General features: G+C 63.9%; 12 protein-coding genes and 1 pseudogene. 12 read left to right on the top strand and 1 reads right to left on the bottom strand.

Annotated features, from left to right (window positions below; translation table 11 throughout):
• The first annotated feature begins 231 nt into the window (after positions 1-231).
• The 5 genes and pseudogenes from ACHMXB_RS04875 (at position 232) to ACHMXB_RS04855 (ending at position 6959) form a co-directional block, all read left to right on the top strand.
• A complete protein-coding gene (locus tag ACHMXB_RS04875) occupies positions 232-2604 on the top strand; it encodes a transketolase-like TK C-terminal-containing protein (protein ID WP_395403235.1) in 2373 nt (790 codons plus the stop codon).
• 161 nt (positions 2605-2765) lie between these two features.
• Positions 2766-3164: pseudogene (locus ACHMXB_RS04870) on the top strand (UvrB domain 3-containing protein); the annotation flags it as partial.
• A gap of 208 nt (positions 3165-3372) precedes the next feature.
• A complete protein-coding gene (locus tag ACHMXB_RS04865) occupies positions 3373-3792 on the top strand; it encodes a low temperature requirement protein A (RefSeq protein WP_395403233.1) in 420 nt (139 codons plus the stop codon).
• Positions 3793-4012: 220 nt separating this feature from the next.
• The gene (locus ACHMXB_RS04860; RefSeq protein WP_395403231.1) at positions 4013-6595 is read left to right on the top strand and encodes an ATP-dependent Clp protease ATP-binding subunit; all 2583 of its coding nucleotides are present in this window, start codon (positions 4013-4015) and stop codon (positions 6593-6595) included.
• An 88-nt stretch (positions 6596-6683) separates the two neighbouring features.
• Entirely contained in the window at positions 6684-6959 is a 276-nt protein-coding gene (locus tag ACHMXB_RS04855; RefSeq protein ID WP_395403229.1) for a hypothetical protein, read from the top strand.
• A gap of 202 nt (positions 6960-7161) precedes the next feature.
• Here the strand turns inward: ACHMXB_RS04855 and ACHMXB_RS04850 are convergent, their stop codons facing one another.
• Complete coding sequence (locus ACHMXB_RS04850) at positions 7162-7359, bottom strand: hypothetical protein (protein ID WP_395403228.1); 198 nt, start codon at positions 7357-7359, stop codon at positions 7162-7164.
• Between the two features lie 484 nt (positions 7360-7843).
• Here ACHMXB_RS04850 and ACHMXB_RS04845 point away from each other — a divergent pair, with 484 nt between their 5' ends.
• The 7 genes from ACHMXB_RS04845 to ACHMXB_RS04815 all read left to right on the top strand — a co-directional run bounded on the left by ACHMXB_RS04845 (position 7844) and on the right by ACHMXB_RS04815 (position 15762).
• On the top strand, positions 7844-8107 hold the full coding sequence (locus ACHMXB_RS04845) for an antibiotic biosynthesis monooxygenase (protein ID WP_395403226.1): 264 nt from the start codon (positions 7844-7846) through the stop codon (positions 8105-8107).
• A gap of 766 nt (positions 8108-8873) precedes the next feature.
• Complete coding sequence (locus ACHMXB_RS04840; protein WP_395403224.1) at positions 8874-9944, top strand: LacI family DNA-binding transcriptional regulator; 1071 nt, start codon at positions 8874-8876, stop codon at positions 9942-9944.
• A 78-nt stretch (positions 9945-10022) separates the two neighbouring features.
• Positions 10023-11702 carry an ABC transporter substrate-binding protein gene (locus tag ACHMXB_RS04835; RefSeq protein ID WP_395403222.1) on the top strand — a complete coding sequence of 560 codons (1680 nt, stop codon included), beginning with the start codon at positions 10023-10025 and terminating at the stop codon, positions 11700-11702.
• Between the two features lie 104 nt (positions 11703-11806).
• Complete coding sequence (locus tag ACHMXB_RS04830) at positions 11807-12784, top strand: ABC transporter permease (RefSeq protein ID WP_395403220.1); 978 nt, start codon at positions 11807-11809, stop codon at positions 12782-12784.
• Between the two features lie 10 nt (positions 12785-12794).
• Positions 12795-13721 carry an ABC transporter permease gene (locus tag ACHMXB_RS04825; RefSeq protein ID WP_395403218.1) on the top strand — a complete coding sequence of 309 codons (927 nt, stop codon included), beginning with the start codon at positions 12795-12797 and terminating at the stop codon, positions 13719-13721.
• Positions 13718-14680, top strand: coding sequence for an ABC transporter ATP-binding protein (locus ACHMXB_RS04820; RefSeq protein WP_395403217.1), 963 nt, complete (start codon positions 13718-13720; stop codon positions 14678-14680). Before ACHMXB_RS04825 ends, ACHMXB_RS04820 begins: the two co-directional genes overlap by 4 nt.
• Positions 14677-15762, top strand: coding sequence for an ATP-binding cassette domain-containing protein (locus ACHMXB_RS04815; RefSeq protein ID WP_395403216.1), 1086 nt, complete (start codon positions 14677-14679; stop codon positions 15760-15762). The genes ACHMXB_RS04820 and ACHMXB_RS04815 overlap by 4 nt, the downstream gene beginning before the upstream one ends.
• Positions 15763-16041 lie beyond the last annotated feature (279 nt).

Here is a 16041-nt window from a genome sequence, read left to right as displayed (position 1 = left end):
AGCAGGGCATTGCCCTCATCGTCGGGGGCCTGCCTGGGATGGCTTCAGCCTTCAAGGAGGGCGCATACGGCGCTCGTGACCAAACCCGTCGTTGCACCGCCCACGGACGGCCCACACCGGCCCGTCCGTGGGCGAAGAACACAATCCATCGGAAACTGCAGACCGTGTTCCCTATCCATCGCCGACGGACCAAAATTCGGCGTGGAACGCCTACTTGTACAGGAGACCATCATGAGGGTGGAAGATTTTCAGACCACAACAGCGCGCCCGGACACCGCGGGCCCTGAGGATGCAGCGTTCGGGACAGCAGTCCTGGAGAGTATCGCCCGGCGGGTGCGCTGGACAGCCGCCGCAATCGTAGACGCCGCCAACCGCGGACGGGCCAACACCAGCGGCATCAAGGTCGGCGGCCATCAGGCCTCCAGCGCCTCCATGGTTGAAATTATGACCTCCCTCTGGTTCTCCGAGCTGACCGAGGCGGACCGCGTATCAGTCAAACCCCACGCCTCCCCTGTCCTGCACGCCATCAATTACCTCCTGGGCGACTTGGACGAAAACAAACTCAGCACACTTCGGCAGCAGGGCGGCCTGCAGAGTTACCCCAGCCGGTCAAAGGATCCTGACACGGTGGACTTTTCCACCGGGAGTGTGGGTATCGGGGCCACGGCCACCATCTGGGCCGCCATGTCACACCGCTTCGTCAGCGACAGGTACGCTGAATCCCGCAAGTCCGGCCGCTTTATCGGGCTTCTGGGTGACGCCGAACTGGACGAAGGCGCCATCTGGGAAGCTGTCGCCGACCCGGCGGTGGCGCAGCTCGGCGAATTGCTCTGGATCGTCGATCTGAACCGGCAGTCATTGGACCGGGTGGTACCAGATTCCCAGATCATGCGCCTGCGGGGCATGTTTGAAGCCGCCGGCTGGCAGGTCCTGACCCGGAAGTGGGGAACCCGTGTGCAGGAACTCTTCACTCGTCCCGGCGGTGTGGATCTACGCCGCCGGCTGGAGACCATGTCCAACGAGGAATACCAGCGGCTGCTCCGCTCCCCCGACTCGGAGGTCTTCGACCGTCTGCGCGCCAGCGGTTCAACCCCGGCCATGGAAACCCTGCTCAGTTCGCTCACCGCAGGGGAACAGGCTGTGGCGGTACGTGATCTCGGCGGACACGACATCGGACTGCTGCTCGATACTTACAACGAGGTCGACCCCACCCGGCCCACCGTCATCTTTGCCTACACGATTAAGGGCCGCGGCCTTGCCACCGAAGGACATCCGAACAACCACTCAGCGCTGCTGTCCAGAGATCAGATGGAAACACTGGCGGCGATCTCCGGGATGGACCTTGACGATCCATGGTGCAAATTTCAGCCGGGCACGGTCGAAGAACGGGCCTGCACCCAGGCATCCCTCCGCCTCAAGCGCCGGCAACCCGCACTGGCCCCACCCCTCCAGATCCCGGCTTCCCTGCCATGGGGCTACGGCGACAGAATTTCCACCCAAGCCGCACTGGGACGGTTCCTCTCCGACCTGAAAAGGGCAGCCCCTGAGGTGGCCCACCGTGTCGTCACCTGCAGCCCCGACGTTGCCTCCTCCACCAACCTCGGCGGCTGGATCAACAAAACCGGAGTCTGGTCCGTCGGGGAACGCCAGGACTGGTTCGCGGACTACCCGGAACGGGTCCTCCGCTGGATTGAAAACTCCCACGGCCAACACATCGAACTCGGCATCGCCGAAACGAACCTCGTGGGCCTCGTCTCCGAACTCGGAACGACTTGGAGCCGCTGGGGCCAGCCGCTGATTCCTCTCGCCACCATCTACGACCCGTTCGTGGCCCGCGCCCTCGAACCATGGTCCTTTGGCATGTACGCCGGGGGCCAGTCCATCCTGATCGGGACGCCGTCAGGGGTGACCCTGGCACCGGAGGGCGGCGCGCACCAGTCCCTCACCACCCCGTCCATCGGATTGGAACAGCCAGGGTGCACAGCCTGGGAGCCAGCCTTCGCCCAGGATCTGGAATGGTGCATGCTCCAAGCCATGAGCAGGATCGGCATTCCCGGAGGACGCTCAGCCTACTTCCGGCTCACCACCCGTCCACTGGATCAGGCTCTGGCCGCCATGCCGACGGACGCGCTGCTGCTGGAGCGGCGTCGCAGGCACGCGGTGGCCGGCGGGTACCGGCTGAGCGACCACGACCCGGTCGAGGACAGGGTCACCCTGGTCGGCGTCGGAGCGATCATGCCCGAAGTCATCGCCTCGGCCACACGGCTGAAGGCACTTGGCATCATGGCCGGCGTCGTCTGCCTCACCTCTCCTGACCTGGTCTTCGAATCCCTCCAGCGCCGCAACTCGCTAAACCAAGGAACCAAGGCGATTGAATTCGACATCATAGACGGCCTCTTTCCACGACACGCACCCGCGCCCCTCGTCACGGTCCAGGACGGACACCCGCACACTTTGTCCTTCCTGGCCGGAGCCCGAGGCGACCGCACAGTCTCTCTGGGAGTAAAGGACTTCGGGCAGTCCTCTGATCTACAGGACGCATACCGGATCCACGGCATCGACGAAGCATCCATCGTCAATGCGGCGCTGAACCTCCTTCGCTAGCATCGGCCGTCTAACCGTACGGGGGCGGGAGACATTCGCCCGTCGGGTCAGGAAGAGGGCTACGTCCACGCTAAACAGGTTCCCGGAAGTCGGACTGGCCAACTAAACCTAACCTGCGAGGGCTTGGGCCCGGCATTCCAGCGGCCAAGCCCTCGCGTCACCGGATTGCCGCGCTGGCCTCGGACCTGGTGGCGCATTGGGAGAACCGCAGCGCCAGGACGGGCAAGTTCATCGAGGCGCCGGCAAGGCGCGGTGATCGTGGGAGGCCGACTGCCTCGCCAAGGGAAAGATCAAGGTGGTCTGCTCCGGCGCTCCATCCGACGTACCGCGGGTCTCCGACCACGTGCGCCGCGACGCTGCGAACGCCACGGTCAAGGAGCGGATCAAGGATGTGGACTACGAACTGGAACTGGTGATTGTCAAGGACATAATGCCCGCCGGCTACGACCCCGCACCGCTACATAGCCTGTATCTGGACCGGCCACTCAAGAGGGGCGCTACTGATGCAGAAGCTGGCCCGCGTTAACCGCACGTTCCGCGCAAAGGAGGACGGGCTGCTGGCGAATCGCCGCATCAAGGCCGAACTCAATCGGGGGCCATTGAATCTGTCGAGAGGCCGAGGCAGCGTGTACCGGCTCCACGGCGCCGCCGGACGGTGCACCGTTCCACGTCTCTGCCGGGTTCCCCCTTGACCTCTCTGCTGACCGTGTCAGTCTTTCGACAACAGGAGGGGGCATCCGTCCGCTCCTATCACAGTGGAGGATACTGATGTTCCGTGCCAGGTCGCTGATGCGTTCCGCGACCTCCGGAGACCGGGTTACAAGCCTTGGGCTATTCTTCGATCTGGTCTTTGTCTTCGCGCTATCGCAGCTATCCCACCATTTGCTGGAGTATCACTCGTGGGTGGGGGCCGGTGCGACATTTGTGCTTCTTCTTGCCGTCTACAAGGTGTGGGTGTACACGACCTGGGCCGCTACATTGCTGAACACTTCGCGGCTTGAGGTGCAGTGGATGCTGCTGATCGTCATGCTGGTCACACTGTTCATGAACGCTTCAATCGGCTTAGCGTTTGGCACCTTCGGCTGGCTCTTTGCTGCGAGCTATCTCCTCGTCCAGCTGGGCCGGGGTGCGTGGATCCGGCCGAGGCTTTTTTATTCGACAGGTACTGGGCCAACGCCAACCATCTGATCTCGCCGGCGTCGGAGGCTTGGTGGTCCTGGCAAATTTGAGCTTTCTTCTTCCGACCTTCGTTGCCGCTATGGGGGCCGTGCTTCCACTCGTAGGTGTAGCAGTCTCCGACGCCGTGATCCGCCGCAGCCGAACACAACCGGGAGCCCGCTGACACGCGGGAATAAATCCGTTTTCCCAACGTTGAGTCAACTACACTCAACTTTTTTACGGAGGTTTCATGGCTGCATTTTTTGGACCGGCCGAGTCCGGCCACGGCTCGTTCGACGAATTCCTTGCCCGTTACCTGCAGGGACAACGCGCCGCCGGCCCCGGGCACCCGATGGACATCACCCGACTGCTGAGCCGGCGCACCCATGACGTGCTCGCGCGTGCCGCACAGTTCGCCGCCCAGCATGGTCACATCCATGTGGATGCGCTGCACATCCTGCGTGTCATGGTCGAAAGGGAACCGGCCGCCGACTACATCCGCCAGGCAGGCGCGGCACCTGCTGCCATCGCCATGGCGGCCGAGGAGCGTCTCCCAGAGCAGGCAACCGCCAGGGCGGAGACGACGCCGGCCCTGACACCGTCAGCCCAGCGAGCCCTACTCGACGCCTACCAGGTTGCCCGGGCATTCGGCTCGACCTACATCGATCCCGAACACGTGTTCTTCGCGCTCGTCCTCAACCAGGAGGCCCCGGCCGGGCAGGTGCTCGCCGCGGCCGGGGTGACGCCGGAGTTCCTGCGGTCCGGTCCACGCGAGCAATCCGCTCGGCGTGGGGCCGCGCCGACCGGCCCGGAGCCCGGGCTGTCGCAGGCAGCTGCCGCCCGGTCTGACACCCCGACCCTGGACACCTACGGCCGCGACCTCACGGCACATGCTCGCGAGGGCCGCCTGGACCCGGTCATCGGCCGGAGCGCCGAGATCGACCAGACCATCGAGATCCTGGCCAGGCGCACCAAGAACAACCCTGTCCTGGTCGGGGAAGCCGGCGTGGGCAAGACCGCGATCCTCGAAGGGCTGGCCCAGGCGATCACCGCAGGTGCTGTGCCCGAACAGCTCCGCGGAAAGCGCGTCATTGCCCTGGATCTGCCGGCCATGCTGGCCGGAACGCGGTACCGCGGTGACTTCGAGGAGCGGCTGACCAAGGCGATGGACGAGGTCGATTCACACGCCAGGGAAATCATCCTGTTCATCGACGAACTTCACACGGTCATCGGAGCCGGCGGCGCGGGGGAAGGCGGCATGGACGCAGGAAATATCTTGAAGCCGCGCTTGGCCCGCGGTGAACTTCACCTCGTCGGCGCCACTACGCTGAACGAATACCGAAAGGTGGAGAAGGACGCGGCACTGGAACGCCGCTTCCAGCCCGTACAGGTCGGCGAGCCGAGCATCGAGGACGCCGTACAGATCCTGGACGGCCTGCGCGGACGGTACGAGGAACACCACGGCGTCCGCTACACCGACGACGCAATCCGCGCCGCCGTCGAACTCTCCGCACGCTATGTGACGGACCGTTTCCTGCCCGACAAGGCCATCGACCTAATCGACCAGGCAGGTGCGCGGCTGAGCATCAAACTCGGCTCGCAGACCGACGTGGCTGTTCTTCGCGAGCAGCTCGCAACCCTGGAAAAGTCGAAGAACGACGCCGCCGCCACGGAACGCTATGAAGAGGCCTCGCGGCTGCGGGATGAGATCGAAGCAGTGAACGGGAAGCTCTCCGCTGCGATTTCCAGTGCACCTGGGGCTTCGGAAGGCGCCGAGGCCGTCGTCAGCGAAGCGGAGATCGCAGGGATCATCTCCCGGTCCACCGGTATCCCAGTCAGCCGGCTCACAGAAGACGACAGGGAGCGCCTGTCCAGGCTTGAGGAGGAACTGCATCAGCAGATCGTCGGGCAGGACGACGCCGTGACGCTGATCGCAAAGGCGGTCCGGCGCAGCCGCACCGGCATGGGGGACGCGGACAGGCCTGTCGGCAGCTTCCTGTTCCTCGGCCCGACGGGTGTGGGCAAGACCGAACTCGCCAAGGCGCTGGCCGGGTCGTTGTTCGGGGATGAGAATACAATGGTGCGCTTCGACATGAGCGAGTTCGGCGAACGGCACACGGTAAGCCGGCTGGTCGGAGCCCCTCCGGGCTACGTGGGCTACGGCGAAGCCGGGCAGTTGACCGAACGCGTCCGTCGTAACCCGTACTCCGTGGTGTTGCTCGACGAAGTGGAAAAGGCCCACCCGGATGTGTTCAACCTGCTGCTCCAGGTGCTCGACGACGGGCGGCTAACCGACGGACAGGGCCGCATGGTGGACTTCCGCAACACCGTGATCATCATGACCTCCAACCTCGGCTCGGAGTTCCTGGCCAGCAAGGGCGGCGCGATGGGCTTTGTATCCAAGGCGGACGAGGGCAACGGCTTCGGCTCAGAGAAGGCGCTGCGGGACCGGGTTCTGAGCCGGCTGCGCGAGACGATGCGGCCGGAGTTCCTCAACCGGATCGACGAGATCGTCCTGTTCCGCAAGCTGGACCAAGCGCAGCTCCGCCGGATCGTTCGGCTGATGCTGAGCCAGACGGAAGCCCGCCTGCAGTCCCAGGGCATCAGTCTCGAGGTCAGCGAAACGGCCGTCGACTGGATCGCCGAACGAGGCTACGAGCCCGAATACGGAGCCCGGCCGATGCGCCGCGTGATCCAGCGCGAGCTGGACGACCGGATCGCGGATCTGTTCGTGGCGTCGCACCTTCAGTCCGGCGGCCAAGTGGCCGTCTCGGTCGACGGGCAGTCGCTCGTCGTCGAGGCCCGCCATGAGGCGATGCCGCTGGCGGCGTAAGCCACCTCCGGATCCGCCAGCGGGCGGATCCGGTACACGGCCGGGTACACAGGCCCACCCTGTGTGCCCGGCCGAAGTTGTCTGCGCTATGGGTATCGCCAAGCCCTGTCCCAGAAGCGTCCAGAGCGGCGCGACGAGCGTCAAGGACACCGACACCGGCGGCGGCACCAAGTGCTCAAGCACCTGGGCGTACAGCGATTTGGCAGGCACATGCGGCCGGTACTCGGAAGCCGACGACGACATCGAGACCATGGCCAAGGGTGTCGCCGAGGAGCTCGCTGGCTATGACTGGGCGGAGACATTTAGGTGTTGCGGTGAAGCGGGGAGAATTGCCTCGCACCGTCCGTTTCTTCCGCGCGAATGAGGTGCATGAGCGAGTTAATTGATGGCCAAGTGGGAGAACGCCTGTGCTAAGTTGCCAAAGTGACGGCCATACACAGGATCCAGCTCCTCTGCGTAGGTCCCCAGTGGACTGGCGTGGGACAGCAGGCGTTCGCACAGTGCTTCGGCGCGGGTCACTTCTCCGACCTCAACGACGGCTGAGACACGCCAACACGGACACATAGTCAAGGTCCCCTCAGCACCGGTGAGTCCATCGCCGTCCGCTCGGGGCGGTAGCGCAGGAGTCCGTTCCTGGTGAGTTCATCGGCGTTGGCCAAGACCGTGGCACGCACGCGTGGATCACTGACGGGCAGGAACCGGACGAGCGGGACGAGGAGCAGCGAGGCATCGCCGGTGAGACCAGGAAGCCCTTCCGCACACATGCTCGGCACAATTACAACGGCGCCGAGCAACTGGTCGGATTGGCCGGCCTTGAAACCGGGATGGATTCCGCCATCCTGGCCGACGCAGCGCCCAGCCCCGCACTACGCGTGCCGATGCGCTCCCGGACGCTGCCCCCGCGGCCGTTAAACCTGCCGGACCAAGCTTCACAATTTTCCGGCTGATCTCTTTGCGAAGCGCCGGAACGTCAGGCCCGCGCCCCAATCCTCGCCCCCAGAAGGAAGCCGACGACACATCGCACTCGGTCGGTCTGTCGGTCTGTCGGTCTGTCTGTCTGCATGATGGTGCGCGAAGCTTGGCTACAACCCTGCTCCTTTCTGCACCGACCCGGGCGTCCTGCTCTGCCGGCACCGCGCGACACTGGTCGGCACTGACCAACCGCGCATACCTTGACCACTCTTCCTCCCGGGTCTAGCTTTACGTTGCTCACCAAGAAGATCTCGGAACGACTTGAAGGAGTTTCCCATGGCACTCGTCACCCTCCTCCACCGCTTCGCCGACTACGACACCTTCCGGAGGGTCTACGACTCGGCGGACGGGCTGCGACAGTCCGGCGGCGTCACTGATCATTCAGTGCACCGCATGGCCGACGACCCCAACAACATAATGGTGCTCCACTACTTCGATTCACTCGAAACAGCCCGCGCCTACCTGAGCAATCCCGAACTGAAAGATGCCATGCAGCAAGCCGGCATGCAGGGCGAGCCGCGGATCGAGTTCTACGAATAAGGAACAGCCGTCCTGACCCGAGGGTCTCGAGGGTCGCCGAAGGAAACGCCAGCAATGCCGCTTTTGCACGCACGCCGCCCGCGGCTCAGTCGTCATCTATCAGGCCCTGGATCCGCCCTACCCGGAGTGGAGCACGCAGAGCCCATCAGGAAACGGGGGCTGGGGGCACGGAAGGATTCTCCAGGTTCTCCACAGGCCCGCCTTGCCGTGCTGGGGTAATCAGGCCCGACGGGCACCAGGATGCAGGATACGGTCAGCCAGGCCACCGGTTCCGCTGACACAACCCCAATTGCCACCGGGACCGATGGCACCGTCAGCAGAACATGGGCCTCCGCCCACAAAGAATGCGGCGATCCTGCACCAATCGTGCTGGTGCCGCATCCGTCCCCTCGCCCACCCAAGAATGCCGCCCTTCCAGGGCGATGAGTCCCGTGATCCTTTGGCGTTCTTCGTTGACTTCGCAGAATCGGCTGCGTGCTTCTTCGTGATTTCCCTACGCGTTGCCATCGACAGGTCCATCCCTCATCGTCACCGCCGTGCCCGTAGCGGCCCGTGATTTCGCGAGCGTTTCTCAAATGAGGCGTGCACCCCGTTTCGCGAGCACTAATGGTGAGTCTCGTCGAGTCCTTGACAGCCTTCTAGTAACGCGAGTAACCTGGCTCACATCGCTGTCAGGTAACCCGCGTTACTCCACCGCCAGCGCGGGACACCTCAGGCCCAATCCCTGGCACTCACCCGGGGTCCACGAAGACCACCGGAGCATTCAATGGCGAAGACCACGAACCTCAACAATGCCGCGGCTGTGCGGCAGCGGGGTGTCACCATGAGTGATGTCGCCAAGCATGCCGGTGTCTCCCGGACTGCGGTCTCGTTCGTGCTAAGCAACCGCGAAAACGCCAGTATTTCTGAGGAAACGCGCACCCGCATCAACGATGCCGTGCAGGCATTGGGTTACCGCCCGAATGCCGGAGCACGCGCACTGGCTTCCCAGCGCAGCGATTGGTATGGACTCGTCACCGAGATCGTGACGGCCCCGTTTGCGGTGGACATCATCAAGGGCGCCCAGGACCAAGCCTGGCTTGACCGCCGGTTCCTGCTTATCGCGCCTTCCGACCAGGCCGATGCCGTAGGACCCAACCAGGGCCTGGAAGACGCAGCCGTTGAAAAGCTGTTGGAACAGCGCGTGGAAGGACTTCTCTACGCAGCCACGTTCCACCGTGGCGTGCACGTGCCGGAAAGCACCAAGGAAGTACCCACCGTCCTGATCAACTGCTTCGACGCCGACGGGAAGCTCCCCTCGATCGTCCCGGACGAGCGCGCCGGCGGCAGGGTCGCCGGCGAACGTTTGCTCCGGGCCGGCCACCGCAGGATCGGAGTCATCAACCTGGACCCGGCTATTCCCGCAGCAATCGGGCGATTGGAGGGTGCACGCGAAGCACTTGCCGAAGCCGGTTTCGAGCTGGACCCCGAGCTCGTGGTGCCCGGATTTGCCACGGCGGACGGCGGGTATGAGGCCGCGTGCCGCATCCTGGACCGCTACCCACAGGAGGACAGGCCAACCGCGCTGTTCTGCCTCAACGACCGCATGGCGATGGGCGCTTACGACGCCATCAAGGAACGGGGACTGACCATCCCCGCAGACATCGCCGTGATCGGCTTCGACAACCAGGAACTCATTGCAGCCTACCTCAGGCCAAAGCTGACCACGGTTGCGTTGCCATTCGAAAAAATGGGCGCTCTGGGAGTCCAGACGCTCGCCGCTCTGACAGCAGGACAGCCGATCACTGCCGACAAGCAATTGGTCGACTGTCCGCTGCTAGAACGCTCTTCGGTCTGACCGCGAAATCAATTTCGAAGAGCTAACCCTTACCCACCCCTTCACCTTGCTGATGAAGATAGGAAAGAGATAACCATCATGACACAACCCCGATACCTGAGGTCTGCCCGCATCACCGCGGCCGGGCTGGCGGTAGGCGCATTGCTGCTGACCGGCTGTGCAGCCACCGTCAACAAGTCAGGCACAAGCTCCTCGACTTCGGACAACACGAACGCCATGCTCACCATCCCACGGGAAGACATGAGCACCTTCGACCGCAACTTCAATCCCTTTGCGCCCGCGGTGAATCCCATGGTCAACCAGGCGATCTACGAACCCCTGTTGGTCTTCAACCCGGCCAAGGGAGACACGACGCCGTGGCTCGCCACCGAATGGAAGACTGCTGCTGACGGCAAATCCATCACCTTCACCCTGCGCGACGGTGTGAAGTGGTCCGATGCCAAGCCACTCGTGGCCGACGACGTCGCCTACACGTTCGAGCTGCAGAAGAAGCTCAAGGGCGGCTACGAGTACCTCGTCGGCGCCACCGCCGAGGGAACCAACAAGGTGACCTTCACCTTCAACAAGCCTTGGTCTCCGGCGCTCTACGAAGTGGGCCAGCTACCCATTCTGCCCAAGCACATCTGGTCTGCGATCGCCGACCCGGCGAAGGACGCCAACGCCACGCCCGTGGGAACAGGACCTTACACGGAGGTCGATTCCTTCCAGGCTCAGTCCTACGCACTCAAGAAAAACCCCAACTACTGGCAGCCGGAAAAACAGAAGATTGCTGGCATCAAGATGCTTGCCATGTCCGGCAACGACGCAGCCAATCTGGCCAGCGTCAACGGCGATGTCGACTGGTCCACCCAGTTCATCCCAAACATCGAGAAGACTTTCATCTCCAAAGATAAGGAGCACCGCCACTACTGGTTCCCGCCCACGGGTGCCATGATCAATTGGCAGCTCAACACCACCAAGGCTCCGTTTAACGACCCAAAGGTGCGCAAGGCGCTCAGCATGGCCGTGGACCGCGACCAAGTGACCAAGATCGGGATGAGCGGCTACGCCCAGCCCGCCGACTGCACCGGCCTTTCCGGCAACTACGAGAAGTGGAAGAACCCCGCCGTCAAGGACAACTGCAGCTGGACCAAGCTCAACGTGGACGAAGCCAACAAAGTCTTGGACGAAGCCGGCTACTCCAAGGGGGCCGACGGCAAGCGCGCCTTGAAGGATGGAACGCCTTTCGAGTTCAAGATCTCCGTGGGCGCCAGCTCCTCCGACTGGCTGTCCGTAGCCAACGTGATCTCACAGAACCTCCAAGCAGTGGGAGTCACGGCCAAGGTGGACTCTCCGGACTGGGCCTCCGTGGTGGCCGGATACGAACAGGGCACGTTTGACTCCGGCATTGTCTGGAGCGCCAACGATCCCAGCCCGTTCAAGTACTTCAACAATGCCATGGGCAGCGCCACAGTGAAGCCGGTCGGCACCAAGACGTTCGACAACTACCACCGCTTTGGTGACCCCAAAGCCGATGCGCTCCTGCAGGATTTCGTTGCCGCCGGTGATGAAGCCAAGCAGAAGGACGTCGCGTACAAGCTCCAGGAAGAATACAACGACGCCGCCCCGCTGGTGCCGCTGTTCTCAGGACCTGAATGGGGCGACTACACGGACGTCCACTTCACGGGATGGCCGTCGCAGGACAACCCTTACGCCACACTTTCCGATCGTTCTCCTACCACGGTGCTGATTCTCACCACTTTGGAACCGCGCAAGTAACAGCTGGGCCCGGCAGGCCCAGCAGCCCGGCATGCCCGGCGGCGGATCACCGCGCCGGGCATGCCGCCCCTCCCCATTACCGCAATACCTGAATGGAGGAAACCGTGCGCTTTATCCTGCGCCGCCTGGGTTTCTACCTGATCGCCTTCTGGGCGTCCATCACCTTGAACTTCCTGCTGCCGCGCTTCATGCCCGGGGACCCCGTCTCCCGCATGTTCGCCCGTACCCAGGGCAAGATGCAGCCCGAACAGATCGACGCACTGCGTAAGCTGCTCGGTGTGGACGACCGTCCCATCTGGGAGCAGTACATCGACTATCTGCACAACGTGTTCACCGGCCAGATGGGCGTCTCGATTTCCCGTTTCCCCACACCGGTAACGGAGGTCATCGCCGCCCAGATCGGCTGGACCCTCCTGCTCGGCGGCACCGCACTGGTGATTGCCGCCGTCGTAGGTAACTTGCTCGGCATCCTGGCCGCCTGGCGACGCGGCGGAGCGATCGACTCCGCACTGCCGCCAGTGTTGATCTTCATCGGCTCCTTCCCATACTTCTGGCTAGCTATGGGCGCGCTGTACCTGTTCGGCGTGATCCTAGGCTGGTCCCCGCTGCGCCACGCGTTCAGTGACGGTGTGGAACCCGGCTTCACCTGGGAGTTCCTTTCCGACGTCGGTGCGCACCTTGTGTTGCCAGCGCTGACAATCGTGCTGGTCTCCATCGGCGGGTGGATGCTGGGCATGCGCAACACGATGATCGCAACCAACTCCGAGGACTACATCACCATGGCTGAAGCCAAGGGACTACGTCCGGGCCGCATCATGTTCCGCTACGCAGCCCGGAACGCCATGCTCCCGTCGGTCACGAGCTTCGGCATGGGCCTGGGCTTCGTGGTGGGCGGCGCCATGCTGACCGAGGTGGTGTTCGCGTACCCCGGCGTCGGCTACCAACTCCTCAACGCAGTCCAGGGCCTCGACTACCCGCTAATGCAGGGCCTGTTCCTGACCATCACCGCCGCCGTGCTGCTGGCGAACTTCCTGGTGGACATCCTCTACGTCCGCCTCGACCCGCGCGTGCGCAGCAACTGAGGAACCCATCATGACAACCGCAATTCTGAAGCAGCCCACTGAGCCCACAGCTGCCCGCAAGCCCAACCGCAGTTTCGTCCACGGACTCATCACCAACAAGAAGGCCCTGCTGGGCATGACCGTGATGCTCGTGTTCATCGCGCTTGCGTTGCTGGCCCCCATGCTGTTCCCCGGCGACCCGTCCCGGATCACCGCGATGGCCTCGCTGGAACCGTCTCCGGAGCACTGGCTCGGCACCACGGCCAAAGGCCAGGACGTGCTTGCCCTGACTGTCCACGGCTCCCGCAGTTCCCTGTTCGTCGGGTTGGCTGTGGGCTTCGCATCCACCTTCATCGGCATTTTGGTGGGCCTGGCCTCGGCGTACTTTGGCAAGTTCATTGACGAAGCACTGTCCCTGGTGACCAACGTCTTCCTGCTCCTGCCCGGACTTCCGCTCCTTGTCATCCTGGCCGCGTTCCTGCCGCCAGGGCTGGGCACCGTGATCCTGGTGCTCGTCGTCACGGGGTGGGCGGGATCGGCACGCGTGTTGCGGTCGCAGGCGCTGTCCATCCGTTCCAAGGACTTCGTGGCCGCGGCCGTGGTGTCCGGCGAACGGGCGGGCCGGATCATGTTCCGCGAGATCCTGCCGAACATGGCCTCGATCGTCATGGGGACCCTGCTGGCCTGCGTGATCTACGGCATCGGCGCCCAGGCCGGCCTGGAGTTCCTTGGCCTGGGCGACGTCAGCACCGTCTCCTGGGGCAACAACCTCTTCTGGGCCGGCAATGAGGGCGCCCTGCTCACCGGCAGCTGGTGGGTGTTCGTCCCCTCGGGTGTCTGCATCGCGCTGGTCGCGTTCGCCCTGGCGCTCATCAACTACGCCGTGGACGAGGTCACTAACCCGCGGCTGCGGAAGATCAAAAACCCGAAAATTACCGAAAGGAGCGCCGCCAAGTGACAGTCTCCCAAGTCTCCTTCGGCTCCCACGAGCCCGTTCTCGACGTCAAGAACCTCACCGTAAAGTACGTCGGCGACACCCGCTCCACCACCGCCGTCGACAACGTTTCCTTCAGCATCGGCACCGGTGAGGTGTTCGGGCTGGCGGGCGAGTCCGGCTGCGGGAAGTCCACCATCGCCAACTCGATCATGCGGCTCCTGAAGGATCCCGCGAAGATCGCCGGCGGCAGCATCTCCTTCGGCGGCAAGGACGTCCTGGCCATGAGCCCGGAGGAGCTGCGGCGCTTCCGCTGGCAGGACGTGGCCATGGTGTTCCAGTCGGCCATGAACTCGCTCAACCCGGTGCTGACCATCGGCGAGCAGATCGTGGATATCTTCACCACTCATGCGGGCTACTCGCGCAAGGAATCGCTGCGGCGTGCCGGTGAGTTGCTCGAATTGGTGAGGATCGACCCCGCACGCCTGAAGTCCTACCCGCACCAGCTCTCGGGCGGCATGCGCCAGCGCGCCGTGATCGCGATGGCCGTGGCGCTCAAACCGTCCCTGTTGATCCTGGACGAACCCACCACGGCCCTGGACGTGGTGGTGCAGCAGGAAATCATGGCCCAAATCAAGGAACTCCAGCGTGAACTGGGGTTCTCCGTCCTCTTCATCACTCACGACATGTCCCTCATGGTGGAGCTCTCGCACCGCATGGCCGTGATGTACGGCGGCCGGATCGTGGAGACCGCAAAAGCCCAGGACGTCTATACCAACCCCCGACACCCCTACACGCAGGCCCTCATGGGTGCGTTCCCGCCGCTCACCGGTCCGCGGGTTCCGCTGACGGGGCTGCCCGACGGCGTGAAGTTCCGGAACATCCCGGACCTCGTCCAAGCAGCACCTGGCCATTTCGTGGCACCTGTCAGTGCCGACGCTTCAGCGGCTGACGCCGCCATCATGGAAGGAGCCGCACGATGAGCCACGCTGTACAGTCTTCATCACGTCCAGACGTTTCCACCCAAACGGCCGCCCTCGAGGTCCGCGGACTGGGAAAGTCCTTCCCTATAGGCGGTTTGTTCTCCCGGGAGTCCGTCCGGGCCCTGCACGGTGTGGACCTGACCATTGGCCGCGGCGAAATCGTGGCCCTCGTGGGAGAGTCCGGGTCGGGTAAGAGCACCCTGGCCCGCTGCGTTGCCCGGCTGGAAAAGCCGAGCTCCGGCGAGATCCTGATCGGCGGCGTCGACGTCCTCAAGCGCGACCGCTTCCAAGCATCGCGGGCCTTCCGCTCCCAACTGCAGATGGTCTTCCAAGATCCCTTCGGCTCGCTGAATCCTGCTCACAGAGTGGAGCATTTCCTGCGGAGGTCGCTAGCGATCCACCGGAAGGGCGGCAGCTCCGAGACAGAGACGCAGCAGCGACTCGAGGAGCTCATGATCACCGTGGGTCTGCAGGCCGACATGCTGAACTCCTACCCGCACGAGCTCTCCGGCGGGCAGCGCCAGCGAGTGGCGATTGGCCGGGCCCTTGCCGTGGAACCACGGGTCATCCTCGCCGACGAACCCACCTCTATGCTGGATGTTTCGGTCCGGATCGGCGTGCTGAACCTGATGCGAAAGCTCCGCGATGAGCAGGGAATCTCCATGCTCTACATCACACACGACCTCGCCTCGGCCCGATACCTGGCGGACCGGACGGCGGTCATGTTCGCGGGAGAGCTCGTTGAAGAAGGCGAGTCCTTGGATCTCCTGGCCAACCCGGCCCACCCGTACACGCAGCTGCTGGTCTCGGCCGTCCCGGATCCGGCCCGGGCGGGCTCCTACGATCCCGTCCGCCGGGCCGGGCTGCGGCAGGCTGTGATGGCGTCGACCAGCTGCGCTTTCGACGGCGACCCAAGCCAGACCTGCTCGGCCGAGGAACCCGTTCGCCACCGCGTGGGCGACCCCGAAAACCGCCACTGGGTGCGCTGCCACCTCTACCGCCCACGTGCTGGTGCCGGCGGCCATGCACTGGCGGCTGAACCCACGCTGGCAACTGAACCTACAGCCAAGCAAACCCCATGACAGAACAGCCCACCCGTTCACTACCGCTTCTACTTGGTTTCCGCTGCCGGTTGGCTCCAAGGTCACTATGACGTAAGCCAGTGGAACGGCGCCTATCACCTCTTCTACCAGTACAACCCGGAGTTCACCTTCGCCCACCGGGGCGAGTCGATCAGGATTGGGACGGCTACGTCTCCCAGCCCGAGAAGGTCGGCGTCGACATTGTCGAGGACTACCAGCGGCCCACGACAACGACAAAAAGTGCCCCCTAACTCTCCTCAGCGGTGAGTCGGCGTCTCC

The organism is Arthrobacter sp. UC242_113, from assembly GCF_044054585.1.
Classification (GTDB): Bacteria; Actinomycetota; Actinomycetes; order Actinomycetales; family Micrococcaceae; genus Arthrobacter.
The sequence above is the reverse complement of the archived record's forward strand: the minus strand, read 5'-3'. Positions and strand labels throughout refer to the sequence as shown.

Bases quoted from the DNA above. Each gene is read 5' to 3' on its own strand.
- ACHMXB_RS04850 (WP_395403228.1), bottom strand. From the start codon at position 7,359: ATGTGTGCGGAAGGGCTTCCTGGTCTCACCGGCGATGCCTCGCTGCTC.
- ACHMXB_RS04815 (WP_395403216.1), top strand. From the start codon at position 14,677: ATGAGCCACGCTGTACAGTCTTCATCACGTCCAGACGTTTCCACCCAA.
- ACHMXB_RS04835 (WP_395403222.1), top strand. From the start codon at position 10,023: ATGACACAACCCCGATACCTGAGGTCTGCCCGCATCACCGCGGCCGGG.
- ACHMXB_RS04875 (WP_395403235.1), top strand. From the start codon at position 232: ATGAGGGTGGAAGATTTTCAGACCACAACAGCGCGCCCGGACACCGCG.
- ACHMXB_RS04825 (WP_395403218.1), top strand. From the start codon at position 12,795: ATGACAACCGCAATTCTGAAGCAGCCCACTGAGCCCACAGCTGCCCGC.
- ACHMXB_RS04865 (WP_395403233.1), top strand. From the start codon at position 3,373: ATGTTCCGTGCCAGGTCGCTGATGCGTTCCGCGACCTCCGGAGACCGG.
- ACHMXB_RS04840 (WP_395403224.1), top strand. From the start codon at position 8,874: ATGGCGAAGACCACGAACCTCAACAATGCCGCGGCTGTGCGGCAGCGG.
- ACHMXB_RS04845 (WP_395403226.1), top strand. From the start codon at position 7,844: ATGGCACTCGTCACCCTCCTCCACCGCTTCGCCGACTACGACACCTTC.
- ACHMXB_RS04860 (WP_395403231.1), top strand. From the start codon at position 4,013: ATGGCTGCATTTTTTGGACCGGCCGAGTCCGGCCACGGCTCGTTCGAC.
- ACHMXB_RS04855 (WP_395403229.1), top strand. From the start codon at position 6,684: ATGGGTATCGCCAAGCCCTGTCCCAGAAGCGTCCAGAGCGGCGCGACG.